This is a genomic window from Cytobacillus gottheilii (genome assembly GCF_001636345.1).
In the GTDB taxonomy this organism is placed as follows: domain Bacteria; phylum Bacillota; class Bacilli; order Bacillales; family Cytobacillaceae; genus Cytobacillus; species Cytobacillus gottheilii.
The window spans coordinates 52,464-66,816 of sequence record NZ_KV440945.1 but is presented as its reverse complement, the minus strand read 5'-3'; the positions used below and the strand labels follow the sequence as shown (position 1 = coordinate 66,816).

The window sequence follows — 14,353 nt, the reverse complement described above, 5'->3', positions numbered from 1 at the left end:
ATCACGTCCTCCTCCATTCCATAATAATTTAGGCAAAATGGGTAAAATCCGGAGATCAAAAGGGAGGTAGGCCCCTTGCTAGATGTAAATAATTTTGAGTATATGAAAATAGGTCTAGCTTCACCTGACAAGATTCGTTCTTGGTCACATGGTGAGGTAAAAAAACCTGAAACGATTAACTATCGTACATTAAAGCCAGAAAAGGACGGTTTGTTCTGTGAACGCATTTTTGGTCCTACAAAAGACTGGGAATGTCATTGCGGAAAATACAAACGAGTTCGTTACAAAGGTGTAGTTTGTGACCGATGCGGCGTTGAAGTAACACGTGCAAAAGTCCGTCGTGAAAGAATGGGTCATATTGAGCTTGCGGCTCCTGTTTCTCATATTTGGTACTTCAAAGGGATCCCTAGCCGTATGGGGCTTGTTTTAGATATGTCACCGCGTGCATTGGAAGAGGTTATTTACTTCGCATCCTATGTAGTGACAGATTCTGGTGATACAGCGCTAGAGAAAAAGCAGCTGTTATCCGAAAAGGAATACCGTGCATACCGTGAAAAATACGGAACAAAGTTCCAAGCATCAATGGGTGCTGAATCCATCAAAAAACTTCTTTCAGATATCGACCTAAATAAAGAGGCTGATAGCCTTAAAGAAGAACTGCGTACTGCTCAAGGGCAGCGTCGTACACGTGCAATTAAAAGATTAGAAGTAATTGAAGCATTCCGTGGTTCTGGCAATGAACCTTCTTGGATGATTCTTGATGTTCTTCCTGTTATTCCTCCAGAGCTTCGCCCAATGGTACAGTTAGATGGCGGACGTTTCGCTACTTCTGACTTAAACGACCTTTACCGTCGTGTTATCAACCGTAATAATCGTTTAAAACGTTTATTAGACCTTGGTGCTCCAAGCATCATTGTTCAAAACGAAAAACGTATGCTTCAAGAAGCTGTTGATGCATTAATCGATAATGGCCGTCGCGGCAGACCAGTCACTGGACCAGGTAACCGTCCATTAAAATCATTGTCACATATGCTAAAAGGTAAGCAAGGACGTTTCCGTCAAAACCTTCTGGGTAAACGTGTTGACTACTCAGGCCGTTCCGTTATCGTTGTAGGACCGAACCTGAAAATGTATCAGTGCGGATTACCAAAAGAAATGGCATTAGAGCTATTTAAGCCTTTTGTTATGAAGGAATTGGTTGAAAAAGGTCTTGCTCATAATATTAAATCTGCAAAACGCAAAATTGAAAGAGTACAGCCGGAAGTTTGGGATGTGCTAGAAAGTGTTATTAAAGAACATCCAGTTCTTCTTAACCGTGCCCCTACTCTGCATAGACTTGGAATTCAGGCATTTGAGCCTACACTTGTAGAAGGCCGTGCAATCCGTCTGCATCCGCTCGTATGTACAGCTTATAACGCTGACTTTGACGGAGACCAAATGGCTGTTCACGTTCCGCTTTCTTCAGAAGCTCAAGCTGAGGCAAGACTTCTAATGCTAGCGGCACAAAACATCTTGAACCCGAAAGATGGAAAACCAGTTGTAACACCTTCTCAGGATATGGTACTAGGTAACTACTACTTAACTCTTGAAAGAGAAGGAGCAGTTGGAGAAGGAATGATCTTTAATGATACGAGTGAAGCGCTATTAGCATACCAAAATGGATATGTTCATCTTCACACGAGAGTAGCAGTTAATGCTTCTTCATTAAACAATCAAACCTTTACAGAAGAGCAAAACAACCAGCTATTAATTACGACAGTTGGAAAACTGATCTTTAACGAGATTTTACCTGAGACATTCCCATTCATTAATGAGCCTACAAAAACAAACTTAGAAGAAGAAACACCTAAGAAGTACTTTGTAGATCCTGGTACAGACGTACCTGCAGCAATCAAGGAAATGCCGCTTGTAGATCCGTTCAAGAAGAAAATTCTAGGTAATATTATTGCGGAAGTATTTAAACGCTTTAAGATTACGGAAACATCTAAAATGCTTGACCGCATGAAAAATCTTGGATTCCGCTACTCTACAAAAGCCGGTATTACTGTTGGTGTATCCGACATCGTAGTATTAGGTGATAAAGAGCAGATCATCCAAGAAGCACAAAACAAGGTTGATAATGTTACAAAGCAATTCAGACGTGGTTTAATTACAGAAGATGAGCGTTATGACAGAGTTATTTCCATCTGGAGTGCTGCGAAGGATGATATCCAATCAAGATTGATGAAATCCCTTGATAAATCGAACCCGATATTCATGATGAGTGATTCCGGAGCCCGTGGTAACGCGTCTAACTTTACACAGCTTGCTGGTATGCGCGGACTAATGGCCAACCCGGCTGGACGTATCATTGAACTTCCGATTAAATCAAGTTTCCGTGAAGGTCTAACAGTATTGGAATACTTCATCTCCACTCACGGTGCGCGTAAAGGTCTTGCCGATACAGCTCTTAAGACAGCTGACTCAGGTTACTTAACACGCCGTCTTGTTGATGTTGCTCAAGATGTTATCGTTCGTGATGATGATTGTGGTACTGACCGCGGTCTTGAAATTTCAGCCTTAAAGGATGGCACAGAAGTAATCGAAGCTCTTGACGAACGTTTAATTGGACGTTATGCAAGAAGAACGGTGAAGCATCCTGAAACAAAAGAAGTTATCGTCGCTGAGAATGATCTAATTACAGAAGACATCGCTGTTCAAATTATTGATGCAGGCATTGAGACTGTATGGATCCGTTCAGCATTTACTTGTAATACTCGCCACGGTGTATGTAAGAAGTGTTATGGCCGCAACCTTGCAACAGGTCAAGAGGTTGAGGTTGGGGAAGCAGTTGGTATCATTGCTGCTCAATCCATCGGTGAGCCAGGTACACAGTTAACAATGCGTACATTCCATACAGGCGGGGTTGCGGGAGACGATATCACACAAGGTCTACCGCGTATCCAGGAAATCTTTGAAGCGCGTAATCCTAAAGGTCAGGCAGTCATTTCTGAAATTGATGGTGTGATCGTAGGCATTAATGAAGGCCGCGACCGCCAGCATGAAATCGTCGTTCAAGGCGAAGTTGAATCACGCACATATAATGCGCCATATACAGCGCGTTTAAAAGTTGCTGTCAACGACCGAGTTGAACGCGGACAGGAATTAACTGAAGGTTCAATTGACCCGAAAGAGTTAATCAAAGTCAAAGATGTTACAGCAGTTCAAGAATACTTACTGCGTGAGGTACAGAAAGTTTACCGTATGCAAGGGGTTGAAATTGGGGATAAGCATATCGAAGTAATGGTACGCCAAATGCTTCGTAAAGTTCGTGTCATTGATGCGGCTGAAACAGATGTGCTTCCAGGTACATTGCTTGATATCCACCAGTTCACTGATGCAAACGAAAAAGCTCTTCTTGCAGGGAAAATTCCTGCAACCGGCCGCCCAGTATTACTTGGAATCACAAAAGCTTCACTCGAAACGGATTCATTCTTATCTGCTGCATCCTTCCAAGAAACAACAAGAGTTCTTACGGATGCTGCAATTAAAGGAAAACGTGATGAGCTGCTTGGCTTGAAGGAAAATGTTATCATCGGTAAGCTTGTACCTGCCGGAACAGGCATGCAGCGTTACCGGACAGCAGAACCTTATACTGCCAACGAAGCTGCTGAAGATGCAGTAACAGTTGAATAAATAATAGAAATGCGGTATTTGCTTTCTCGAGCAAATACCGCATTTAAATGATATTTATCTGCCCAGTTTGAAATCTTTGTTGACATTAAGTTTTAAAGATGCTAATATAGCAAAGGTGCTCCTATTAACTGGATACTTTGGAGGATATGAATGATGTCTTATGAAAAAGTATTGCAGGCAAAAAACTTTGTAGTAGGAACAAAGCAAACAGTAAAGGCTCTAAAAACAGGAACAGTCCAAGAAGTTATATTGGCTGCTGATGCTGATCGACATGTACTGGCAAAAGTAGAGAATACAGCGAAGGAATTACTTGTTCCGATTCAATATGCAGATTCGATGAAAAAGCTCGGAAAAGCATGCGGGATACAAGTTGGAGCAACTGCTGTTGCGATAATTAATTAAAAACTGTTTTTGCGGAAGACTTCTGCAAGAACTTTGTTTTTGCTTCAAAATGAACCACCTGGATGTGTGGGCTTACACGAAAAGATGAAGGGAGGAAAACAATCATGCCTACTATTAACCAATTAGTGCGCAAGCCTCGTAAAACTAAAGAGGAGAAGTCAAATTCACCTGCGCTTAACAAAGGTTACAACAGCTTCAAAAAAGTACAAACAAATGTTTCTTCACCACAAAAACGCGGTGTATGTACACGTGTTGGTACAATGACTCCAAAGAAACCGAACTCGGCGTTACGTAAATATGCACGTGTTCGTTTAACAAACGGAATTGAGGTTAACGCTTATATTCCTGGTATCGGCCACAACCTTCAAGAACACAGCGTTGTTCTTATCCGTGGAGGACGTGTAAAAGACTTACCGGGTGTACGTTACCATATCGTACGCGGTGCTTTAGATACAGCTGGTGTTAACAATCGTATGCAAGGCCGTTCTAAATACGGTGCTAAGCGTCCGAAAGCAGCTAAGAAATAATAAAACAAACAACTTAAAATACAACCCTTTCTGAAAGGAGGAAAATTAAATGCCACGTAAAGGTCCTGTAGCAAAGAGAGACGTATTGCCAGATCCGATTTACAACTCAAAGCTTATCAGCCGTTTAATCAACAAAATGATGATCGATGGTAAGAGAGGGAAAGCGCAAGCGATCCTATATTCTGCATTTGATACTATTCAAGAACGCACTGGCAAAGAGCCAATGGAAGTTTTTGATCAAGCGTTAAAAAACATCATGCCTGTACTTGAAGTTAGAGCACGCCGTGTTGGTGGAGCTAACTACCAAGTACCAGTTGAGGTGCGTCCTGACCGCCGTACGACTTTAGGTCTTCGCTGGTTAGTGAACTACTCACGACTTCGCGGTGAAAAAACAATGGAAGAGCGTTTAGCTAACGAAATCCTTGATGCAGCTAACAACACTGGTGCATCTGTTAAGAAACGTGAAGATATGCATAAAATGGCGGAAGCAAACAAAGCGTTTGCTCACTATCGCTGGTAAGATAACCTTATTAAATAAAATAACCCTTATACTAGGAAGGAGAAAGACCCAATGGCAAGAGAGTTCTCCTTAGAAAATACTCGTAATATTGGTATCATGGCTCACATTGATGCTGGTAAAACAACAACAACTGAACGTGTACTTTACTACACTGGCCGTATTCACAAAATCGGTGAAACACATGAAGGTGCTTCACAGATGGACTGGATGGAACAAGAGCAGGAGCGCGGAATTACAATTACTTCCGCTGCTACTACTGCTCAATGGAAAGGTCACCGTGTAAACATTATCGATACACCGGGACACGTAGACTTCACTGTTGAAGTTGAACGTTCACTTCGTGTACTTGATGGTGCTGTAGCAGTACTTGATGCTCAATCTGGTGTTGAGCCTCAAACTGAAACAGTTTGGCGTCAAGCAACAACATATGGTGTACCACGTGTTGTTTTCGTAAACAAAATGGATAAGCTTGGAGCTGACTTCTTATACTCTCTAGGCACATTGCATGACCGTCTGCAAGCAAATGCTGCAGCGATTCAATTACCGATTGGTGCTGAAGATCAATTCGAAGGTATCATCGACCTAATTGAAATGAAAGCTACGTTCTACGGTAATGACCTTGGTACAGATATCGAAGATCGTGAAATTCCTGCTGAATACATGGATCAAGCTGAAGAATATCGTGAAAAGTTAATTGAAGCGGTAGCTGAGCTTGATGAAGAATTAATGGAGAAATACCTTGGTGGAGAAGAAATCTCTAACGAAGAGCTAAAAGCGGTAATTCGTAAAGGTACAGTAAACGTTGAATTCTATCCTGTAATCTGTGGATCAGCTTTCAAAAACAAAGGTGTTCAAAAAATGCTTGATGCAGTAATTGATTACCTGCCATCTCCAGTAGATGTACCAGCAATCAAAGGAACTCTTCCTGATACAGATGAAGAGGTAACTCGTCCTTCTAGTGACGATGCGCCATTTGCTGCACTTGCATTTAAAGTTATGACTGACCCTTATGTTGGTAAGTTAACATTCTTCCGTGTGTATTCTGGAACACTTAATTCTGGTTCATACGTACAGAACTCTACAAAAGGTAAGCGTGAGCGCGTAGGACGTATCCTGCAAATGCACGCAAACTCTCGTGAAGAGATCTCAATCGTACATGCTGGAGATATCGCAGCAGCTGTAGGTCTAAAAGATACTACAACTGGGGATACTCTATGTGATGAAAAAGAATTAGTAATCCTTGAATCTATGGAATTCCCAGAGCCAGTTATTCAGCTTTCTATCGAGCCTAAATCTAAGGCCGACCAAGATAAGATGACAACTGCTCTACAAAAACTACAAGAAGAAGATCCAACATTCCGTGCGCATACTGACCAGGAAACTGGACAAGTTATTATCGCGGGTATGGGTGAGCTTCACTTGGATATCCTAGTTGACCGTATGCGTCGTGAATTTAAAGTGGAAGCAAACGTTGGTGCACCTCAGGTTGCATACCGTGAAACTTTCCGTACTTCTGCTCAAGTAGAAGGTAAATTCGCACGTCAATCTGGTGGACGCGGACAATTCGGACACGTTTGGATTGAATTCTCTCCAAACGAAGAAGGAAAAGGCTTTGAATTCGAAAACGGCATTGTTGGTGGGGTTGTTCCTCGTGAATACATCCCGGCAGTTCAAGCTGGACTAGAAGACTCTCTAGATAGAGGGGTTCTTGCTGGATATCCTCTTGTTGATATTAAAGCTAGATTATTCGATGGATCTTACCATGATGTTGACTCATCTGAAATGGCGTTTAAAATTGCTGCATCAATGGCACTTAAGAATGCTGCTTCAAAATGTAACCCAGTAATTCTTGAGCCGATTATGAGAATAGAAGTAATCATCCCTGAAGAATACCTTGGAGACATTATGGGTAACGTTACATCACGTCGCGGACGTGTTGAAGGTATGGATGCTCGTGGAAACGCACAAGTAGTTCGTGCAATGGTTCCACTTTCAGAAATGTTTGGTTACGCAACTTCATTGCGTTCTAGCACGCAAGGTCGCGGTGTGTTCTCAATGCACTTTGATCACTATGAAGAAGTACCAAAATCAATTTCTGAAGAAATCATCAAAAAAAATAAAGGTGAATAATTGATTTTACCTTTTCAATCAAGTATAACTACTATTGTAGGCTATTAGACTGCCGGGAGTTATCTTCCGGCCGTCATTAAAAAATACTTAACTTTTACAATCCGAAGGAGGACTTTTAAAATGGCAAAAGCTAAATTTGACCGTTCAAAACCCCATGTTAACATCGGTACTATCGGACACGTTGACCATGGTAAAACTACTTTAACAGCTGCTATCACTACTGTTCTTTCAAAAGCAGGCGGCGGTGAAGCACGCGGATATGATCAAATCGACGCAGCTCCAGAAGAGCGCGAGCGTGGAATCACAATCTCAACTGCACACGTTGAGTACGAAACTCCAAACCGTCACTATGCACACGTTGACTGCCCAGGACATGCTGACTATGTTAAAAACATGATCACTGGTGCTGCACAAATGGACGGCGGAATCCTAGTTGTTTCTGCTGCTGACGGCCCAATGCCACAAACTCGTGAGCACATTCTTCTTTCTCGTCAAGTAGGTGTACCTTACCTTGTTGTATTCATGAACAAATGTGACATGGTAGATGACGAAGAGCTTCTTGAGTTAGTAGAAATGGAAGTTCGTGACCTTCTTTCTGAATATGAGTTCCCTGGCGATGACATCCCAGTTATCAAAGGTTCTGCTCTAAGAGCTCTTGAAGGAGATGCTCAATGGGAAGAGAAAATCAACGAGCTTATGGCTGCTGTTGATGAGTATATCCCAACACCAACTCGTGACACTGACAAGCCATTCATGATGCCAGTTGAGGATGTATTCTCTATTACTGGACGTGGAACAGTTGCTACTGGACGTGTTGAGCGTGGAGTAGTTAAAGTTGGAGACGTTATCGATATCACTGGTTTCACTGAAGAGCCAAAATCAACAACTGTAACAGGTGTTGAAATGTTCCGTAAGCTTCTTGATTATGCTGAAGCTGGTGACAACATTGGTGCACTTCTACGTGGTGTTGCACGTGAAGATATCCAACGTGGACAAGTACTTGCTAAGCCAGGTACTATCAAGCCACACACAAAGTTCAAAGCAGAAGTTTACGTATTATCTAAAGAAGAGGGTGGACGTCACACTCCATTCTTCACAAACTACCGTCCTCAGTTCTACTTCCGTACAACTGATGTAACTGGTATTTGTAACCTTCCTGAAGGCGTAGAAATGGTTATGCCTGGGGATAACATCGAAATGCACGTTGAGCTAATCGCTCCAATCGCTATCGAAGAAGGTACTAAGTTCTCTATCCGTGAGGGTGGACGTACTGTAGGTGCTGGAGTAGTAGCTACAATCGTTGAATAATTAAACTAAGAGCCGGGAGAAATTCTCCTGGCTCTTTTTTTATAAAAAAAATTCATTATTCTTTTAGCTGCAGTCCCTGTACAGGAGCTGCAGCTTTTTTGTGCTTTATATGTAATCAAGCTATAGGCTAACAAACTCTATCAAATAATACTTAAGTACAACAACTATTCGATGACTTAACTATAGAAAAGTTAAAAGGATATTATCTATAAGCCAAACCCATAGAGTCACTTTTACATTTGAATGTTATGTGCAAATATCTAAAGAGAAAAATAAACAAGCACATCTCAATTCTATTCTGAATAAAAATTCCTTAATGCATCTATAACTTATATTAATAAAAGGGCAAACCCTCTTTGAAGAAGGATCTCGATCAAAGGGATATAAAGTTATGGTATTTATGCAACTATTATATAGAAGAAACACATCAATAATCTGATGTTAAAATAGAAATTGCTGTTAGTTAAAAGAACTACTTGAAATAAGGATCATAAGTAGATATAATTAAAAAAGTGCGCGAAACAGAAATGAATCAATATTTATGTTGCATTTCATTTATAGTTTCTGTATAATAGACAATGTTGGTCTTTGACTGCGATGAAGTGAAAGGTTGCTGACACACCCGGCCGCTTTGCCATGGCGAGTGTGTGGGAAATTTTCACGGAGAATGTCTATATTAAAATAGGCGAAAAGGAGGGAAAATAATGGCAAAACAAAAAATTCGTATTCGTTTAAAAGCGTATGATCACAGAATCCTTGATCAATCTGCTGAGAAAATTGTAGAAACTGCAAAACGCTCTGGTGCGGCTGTATCTGGTCCAATCCCATTGCCAACTGAAAAGTCAATCTACACAATTCTTCGTGCGGTGCATAAGTATAAAGATTCTCGTGAGCAATTCGAAATGCGTACGCATAAACGTCTAATCGACATCATTAACCCAACACCACAAACGGTTGATTCTCTAATGCGTTTAGATCTGCCATCTGGTGTGGATATCGAAATTAAGCTTTAATTTAATAAATAACTAACATATTGTAGGAGGTGTGACTGATATGACCAAAGGAATCTTAGGAAGAAAGATTGGTATGACTCAAGTATTTGCTGAAAACGGTGATCTAATCCCGGTAACAGTTGTTGAAACTGCTGGAAACGTTGTTCTTCAAAAGAAATCTGCTGAAACAGACGGATACGAAGCGATCCAAATCGGTTTCGAAGACAAACGCGAAAAGCTTTCAAACAAACCTGAAAAAGGTCACGTTGCAAAAGCAAACACTGCTCCTAAGCGCTTCGTTCGTGAATTCCGCGACGTAAACTTAGCTGAGTATGAAGTTGGTCAAGAAGTCAAAGTAGAAATTTTCGCTGAGGGCGAAACTGTTGATGTAACAGGAATCTCAAAGGGTAAAGGTTTCCAGGGTGCTATCAAACGCCACGGACAATCTCGCGGGCCAATGGCACACGGTTCACGTTACCACCGTCGTCCTGGTTCAATGGGTCCTGTAGCTCCAAACCGTGTATTCAAAGGTAAATTATTACCAGGACGCATGGGCGGCGAGCAAATCACAGTTCAAAACCTTGAAATCGTTAAAGTGGATGCAGAACGCAACCTTCTTTTAATTAAAGGAAATGTGCCAGGTCCTAGAAAAGCACTTCTTAAAATTAAAAGCGCGGTAAAAGCGAAGTAATTACACTGGAAAGGAGGAAACATAAATGCCTAAAGTAGCATTATATAACCAAAGCGGTTCTAAAGTTGGTGATATCGAACTTAACGAATCAATCTTTGGTATTGAGCCTAATAACCACGTAATGTTCGAAGCAGTAGTTATGCAAAGAGCATCATTACGTCAAGGAACTCATAAAACAAAAATTCGTTCTGAAGTAGCGGGCGGTGGACGTAAGCCATGGCGCCAAAAAGGTACTGGTCGTGCTCGTCAAGGATCTATCAGATCTCCACAATGGCGCGGAGGCGGTACTGTATTCGGTCCTGTACCACGCAGCTACAGCTATAAATTACCTAAAAAAGTTCGCCGTTTAGCAATTAAATCTGCACTTTCTTCTAAAGTATTAGATGAAAATGTACTTGTATTAGAAGGTTTAGCTTTTGAAGCTCCAAAAACAAAGGATTTCAAAGGTCTTCTAAAAGGTCTATCAGTTGATTCTAAAGCACTTATCGTAACAGCTGACCTTGATGAAAACGTAGCATTATCTGCACGTAACATTCCTGGTGTAACTGTTGTAACTGCTGCTGGAATTAGTGTGTTAGATGTTTTAAATCATGATAAATTAATCATGACGAAACAAGCGGTTGAAAAAGTAGAGGAGGTGCTTGCATAATGGATGCACGCGATATCATTAAGCGCCCCGTTATCACAGAACGTTCTACTGACATCATGGCTGAGAAAAAGTACACTTTCGAAGTTGATGTAAGAGCTAACAAAACACAAGTTAAAGACGCTGTTGAAGAAATCTTTGACGTGAAAGTTGAAAAAGTCAACATCATGAACTACAAAGGTAAATTCAAGCGTATGGGCAAATTTGGCGGATACACAAACAAACGCCGTAAAGCGATTGTTAAACTAACTGCCGACAGCAAAGAAATCGAGATTTTCGAAGCATAATATTATTGATCTAACTAGAAGAGGAGGGAAACGAAATGGCGATTAAAAAGTATAAACCTACCTCTAATGGTCGTCGCGGCATGACGGTTTCTGATTTCGCTGAAATCACAACAAATAAACCGGAAAAATCTTTACTTGCTCCTATTAAGCGTAAAGGTGGTCGTAACAACCAAGGTAAGTTGACAGTTCGTCATCAAGGTGGCGGTCATAAGCGTCAATATCGTCTAATCGATTTTAAACGCAACAAAGATGGCATTCCAGGCCGCGTTGCTACAATCGAGTATGATCCAAACCGTTCAGCAAACATTGCATTAATTAACTATGTTGATGGAGAAAAGCGTTACATCCTAGCTCCTAAGAATTTAGAAGTGGGTATGGAAGTAATGTCTGGTCCTGAAGCAGATATCAAGGTGGGTAATGCATTACCACTTTCAAATATTCCTGTGGGTTCTGTAATCCACAATATCGAATTAAAACCTGGTAAAGGCGGACAATTAGTACGTTCTGCTGGAACAAGTGCACAAGTACTTGGTAAAGAAGGCAAATACGTATTAGTACGTTTAAACTCTGGTGAGGTTCGTATGATTCTTGCTACTTGCCGTGCAACAATCGGTCAAGTTGGTAATGAGCAGCATGAGCTTATTAACATTGGTAAAGCAGGTCGTTCACGTTGGTTAGGCAAACGTCCTACAGTTCGTGGATCTGTAATGAACCCTAACGATCACCCACACGGTGGTGGTGAAGGTCGTGCGCCAATCGGACGTAAGTCTCCAATGACTCCTTGGGGCAAACCGACTCTTGGATTCAAAACTCGTAAGAAAAACAACAAATCAGATAAATTTATCGTGCGTCGCCGTAAAAAATAACGGGATTGAGCTACGGTTCCAGAACAGGGCCGTAGAACAATCACGAAGGGAGGTTCAATCATGGGTCGCAGCTTAAAAAAAGGACCTTTTGTTGACGAACATTTAATGACAAAGATCGAAAAGCTTAACGAAACCGAAAGCAAGTCTGTTACAAAAACTTGGTCTCGTCGTTCTACGATCTTCCCGCAATTCATCGGACATACTATTGCAGTATATGATGGTCGTAAACATGTGCCTGTATATATCACAGAAGACATGGTAGGACACAAGCTTGGAGAATTCGCTCCAACTCGTGCATACAAAGGCCATGGCAATGATGATAAGAAAACAAGACGTTAATGAGAGGAGGGCATTCAAATGCAAGCTAAAGCTGTTGCAAGAACAGTTCGTATTGCTCCTCGTAAAGCTCGTTTAGTCGTAGATTTAATTCGAGGAAAGCAAGTTGGTGAAGCGGTAGCGATTCTTAATCTGACTCCAAAAGCAGCTTCTCCAATCGTAGAAAAAGTATTAAAATCTGCATTGGCAAACGCTGAGCACAACTACGAAATGGACGTAAACAATTTAGTAGTAGCTCAAGCATTCGTTGACGAAGGACCAACTTTAAAACGTTTCCGTCCTCGTGCAATGGGTCGTGCAAGCGCAATTAACAAGCGCACTAGCCACATCACTATCGTTTTATCAGAAAAGAAGGAGGGATAATCAGTGGGTCAAAAAGTAAATCCAGTCGGTTTGCGTATCGGAGTTATTCGTGATTGGGAATCTAAATGGTATGCAGGCAAAGACTATGCTGATCTTTTACACGAAGACCTAAAAGTGCGTGAGTATATCACAAAGCGCTTAAAGGATGCTTCTGTTTCTAAAGTAGAAATCGAACGTGCTGCTAACCGCTTGAACATCACTGTCCACACTGCTAAGCCAGGTATGGTAATTGGTAAAGGTGGTACTGAAGTTGAAGCGCTTCGTAAGTCTCTTAACTCACTTACTGGCAAACGTGTTCACATTAACATTCTTGAAATCAAAAAAGCTGACATCGATGCGAAATTGGTTGCGGAAAACATTGCTCGTCAATTAGAAAACCGCGTATCATTCCGTCGTGCTCAAAAACAAACAATTCAACGTGCTATGCGCGCTGGCGCTAAAGGTATCAAAACAATGGTATCTGGTCGTCTTGGCGGTGCTGATATCGCTCGTTCTGAATCATACAGTGAAGGAACAGTTCCACTTCATACACTTCGTGCTGATATCGACTATGCTACAGCTGAAGCAGATACTACTTACGGTAAATTAGGCGTAAAAGTATGGATCTATCGTGGAGAGGTCCTTCCAGCAAAGAAGAAAACTGCGGAAGGAGGCAACTAATATGTTAGTACCAAAGCGCGTCAAATATCGTCGTGTACACCGTGGGAAAATGCGCGGTCAAGCAAAAGGCGGAACTGAAGTAACATTCGGTGAATATGGTCTACAAGCATTAGAAGCTTCTTGGATCACTAACCGTCAAATCGAATCTGCACGTATCGCAATGACTCGTTACATGAAACGTGGCGGTAAAGTTTGGATTAAAATCTTCCCACATAAGCCTTATACTGCAAAGCCTCTAGAAGTCCGAATGGGTTCTGGTAAAGGTGCTCCAGAAGGCTGGGTAGCAGTTGTTAAACCTGGGAAAATCATGTTTGAAATCGCTGGTGTTTCTGAAGAAATCGCTCGTGAAGCACTTCGCCTTGCATCACACAAACTTCCTGTAAAATGTAAGTTTGTAAAACGAGAAGAAATTGGTGGTGAATCAAGTGAAAGCTAATGAAATTCGTGACCTTACCACTGCAGAAATTGAACAAAAAGTGAAATCTTTAAAAGAAGAGCTTTTTAACCTTCGCTTTCAATTGGCGACTGGACAACTGGAAAATACAGCTCGCATTCGTGAAGTTCGCAAGGCGATCGCTCGTATGAAAACTGTTATCCGTGAAAGAGAAATTGGTTTTAGCAAGTGATATTGAGAGGAGGTTCGCACAATGAGTGAACGCAACCAACGCAAAGTTTACACAGGACGTGTGGTTTCTGACAAAATGGATAAGACTGTTACTGTTTTGGTTGAAACATACAAAAAGCATGCTCTATATGGTAAACGCGTTAAGTACTCTAAAAAGTTTAAAGCTCATGATGAGCAAAACGAAGCAAAAATTGGCGATATCGTTCGTATTATGGAAACTCGTCCACTATCTGCGACTAAACGCTTCCGTCTAGTAGAAGTTGTTGAGAAAGCAGTTATTATCTAATTGTTCGGTAGGGAGTCTGATCCCGAAGGGAGGTTACAC

General features: G+C 41.4%; 17 protein-coding genes. All 17 read left to right on the top strand.

All coding sequences use genetic code 11. From position 1 onward, the window contains the following. Positions 1–75 precede the first annotated feature (75 nt). The 17 genes from rpoC to rpsQ all read left to right on the top strand — a co-directional run bounded on the left by rpoC (position 76) and on the right by rpsQ (position 14,314). Positions 76–3,675 carry a DNA-directed RNA polymerase subunit beta' gene (gene rpoC / locus A6754_RS00415; RefSeq protein WP_066441592.1) on the top strand — a complete coding sequence of 1,200 codons (3,600 nt, stop codon included), beginning with the start codon at positions 76–78 and terminating at the stop codon, positions 3,673–3,675. Between the two features lie 153 nt (positions 3,676–3,828). Next, positions 3,829–4,077 carry a 50S ribosomal protein L7ae-like protein gene (locus tag A6754_RS00410; protein ID WP_066451217.1) on the top strand — a complete coding sequence of 83 codons (249 nt, stop codon included), beginning with the start codon at positions 3,829–3,831 and terminating at the stop codon, positions 4,075–4,077. Positions 4,078–4,181: 104 nt separating this feature from the next. Next, the gene (rpsL, locus tag A6754_RS00405; RefSeq protein ID WP_066441591.1) at positions 4,182–4,604 is read left to right on the top strand and encodes a 30S ribosomal protein S12; all 423 of its coding nucleotides are present in this window, start codon (positions 4,182–4,184) and stop codon (positions 4,602–4,604) included. Positions 4,605–4,653: 49 nt separating this feature from the next. Then, positions 4,654–5,124 (top strand): 30S ribosomal protein S7, encoded by a 471-nt coding sequence (gene rpsG, locus A6754_RS00400; RefSeq protein ID WP_066441590.1) that lies wholly within the window; start codon positions 4,654–4,656, stop codon positions 5,122–5,124. A 51-nt stretch (positions 5,125–5,175) separates the two neighbouring features. After that, positions 5,176–7,254: an elongation factor G gene (gene fusA, locus A6754_RS00395; protein WP_066441588.1), complete on the top strand. Its 2,079-nt coding sequence runs from the start codon at positions 5,176–5,178 to the stop codon at positions 7,252–7,254. Positions 7,255–7,374: 120 nt separating this feature from the next. Next, the gene (gene tuf / locus A6754_RS00390) at positions 7,375–8,562 is read left to right on the top strand and encodes an elongation factor Tu (RefSeq protein WP_066441586.1); all 1,188 of its coding nucleotides are present in this window, start codon (positions 7,375–7,377) and stop codon (positions 8,560–8,562) included. A 704-nt stretch (positions 8,563–9,266) separates the two neighbouring features. Then, the gene (gene rpsJ, locus A6754_RS00385) at positions 9,267–9,575 is read left to right on the top strand and encodes a 30S ribosomal protein S10 (protein WP_009791329.1); all 309 of its coding nucleotides are present in this window, start codon (positions 9,267–9,269) and stop codon (positions 9,573–9,575) included. Positions 9,576–9,615: 40 nt separating this feature from the next. Then, entirely contained in the window at positions 9,616–10,245 is a 630-nt protein-coding gene (gene rplC / locus A6754_RS00380; protein ID WP_066441583.1) for a 50S ribosomal protein L3, read from the top strand. 25 nt (positions 10,246–10,270) lie between these two features. Next, positions 10,271–10,894: a 50S ribosomal protein L4 gene (gene rplD / locus A6754_RS00375; protein ID WP_066441580.1), complete on the top strand. Its 624-nt coding sequence runs from the start codon at positions 10,271–10,273 to the stop codon at positions 10,892–10,894. Next, entirely contained in the window at positions 10,894–11,178 is a 285-nt protein-coding gene (rplW, locus tag A6754_RS00370; RefSeq protein WP_066441577.1) for a 50S ribosomal protein L23, read from the top strand. Before rplD ends, rplW begins: the two co-directional genes overlap by 1 nt. 35 nt (positions 11,179–11,213) lie before the next feature. Beyond that, a complete protein-coding gene (rplB, locus tag A6754_RS00365; protein WP_066441571.1) occupies positions 11,214–12,044 on the top strand; it encodes a 50S ribosomal protein L2 in 831 nt (276 codons plus the stop codon). A 60-nt stretch (positions 12,045–12,104) separates the two neighbouring features. Further along, a complete protein-coding gene (rpsS, locus tag A6754_RS00360) occupies positions 12,105–12,383 on the top strand; it encodes a 30S ribosomal protein S19 (protein ID WP_066441566.1) in 279 nt (92 codons plus the stop codon). An 18-nt stretch (positions 12,384–12,401) separates the two neighbouring features. After that, positions 12,402–12,743, top strand: coding sequence for a 50S ribosomal protein L22 (gene rplV, locus A6754_RS00355; RefSeq protein WP_066441564.1), 342 nt, complete (start codon positions 12,402–12,404; stop codon positions 12,741–12,743). A gap of 3 nt (positions 12,744–12,746) precedes the next feature. Continuing rightward, positions 12,747–13,403 carry a 30S ribosomal protein S3 gene (gene rpsC, locus A6754_RS00350; RefSeq protein WP_066441563.1) on the top strand — a complete coding sequence of 219 codons (657 nt, stop codon included), beginning with the start codon at positions 12,747–12,749 and terminating at the stop codon, positions 13,401–13,403. Between the two features lies 1 nt (position 13,404). After that, complete coding sequence (rplP, locus tag A6754_RS00345; RefSeq protein ID WP_066441560.1) at positions 13,405–13,839, top strand: 50S ribosomal protein L16; 435 nt, start codon at positions 13,405–13,407, stop codon at positions 13,837–13,839. Further along, entirely contained in the window at positions 13,829–14,029 is a 201-nt protein-coding gene (gene rpmC / locus A6754_RS00340; protein WP_009336588.1) for a 50S ribosomal protein L29, read from the top strand. The genes rplP and rpmC overlap by 11 nt, the downstream gene beginning before the upstream one ends. A gap of 21 nt (positions 14,030–14,050) precedes the next feature. Next, positions 14,051–14,314, top strand: a complete 264-nt coding sequence (gene rpsQ / locus A6754_RS00335; RefSeq protein WP_066441558.1) for a 30S ribosomal protein S17 — start codon at positions 14,051–14,053, stop codon at positions 14,312–14,314. Positions 14,315–14,353 lie beyond the last annotated feature (39 nt).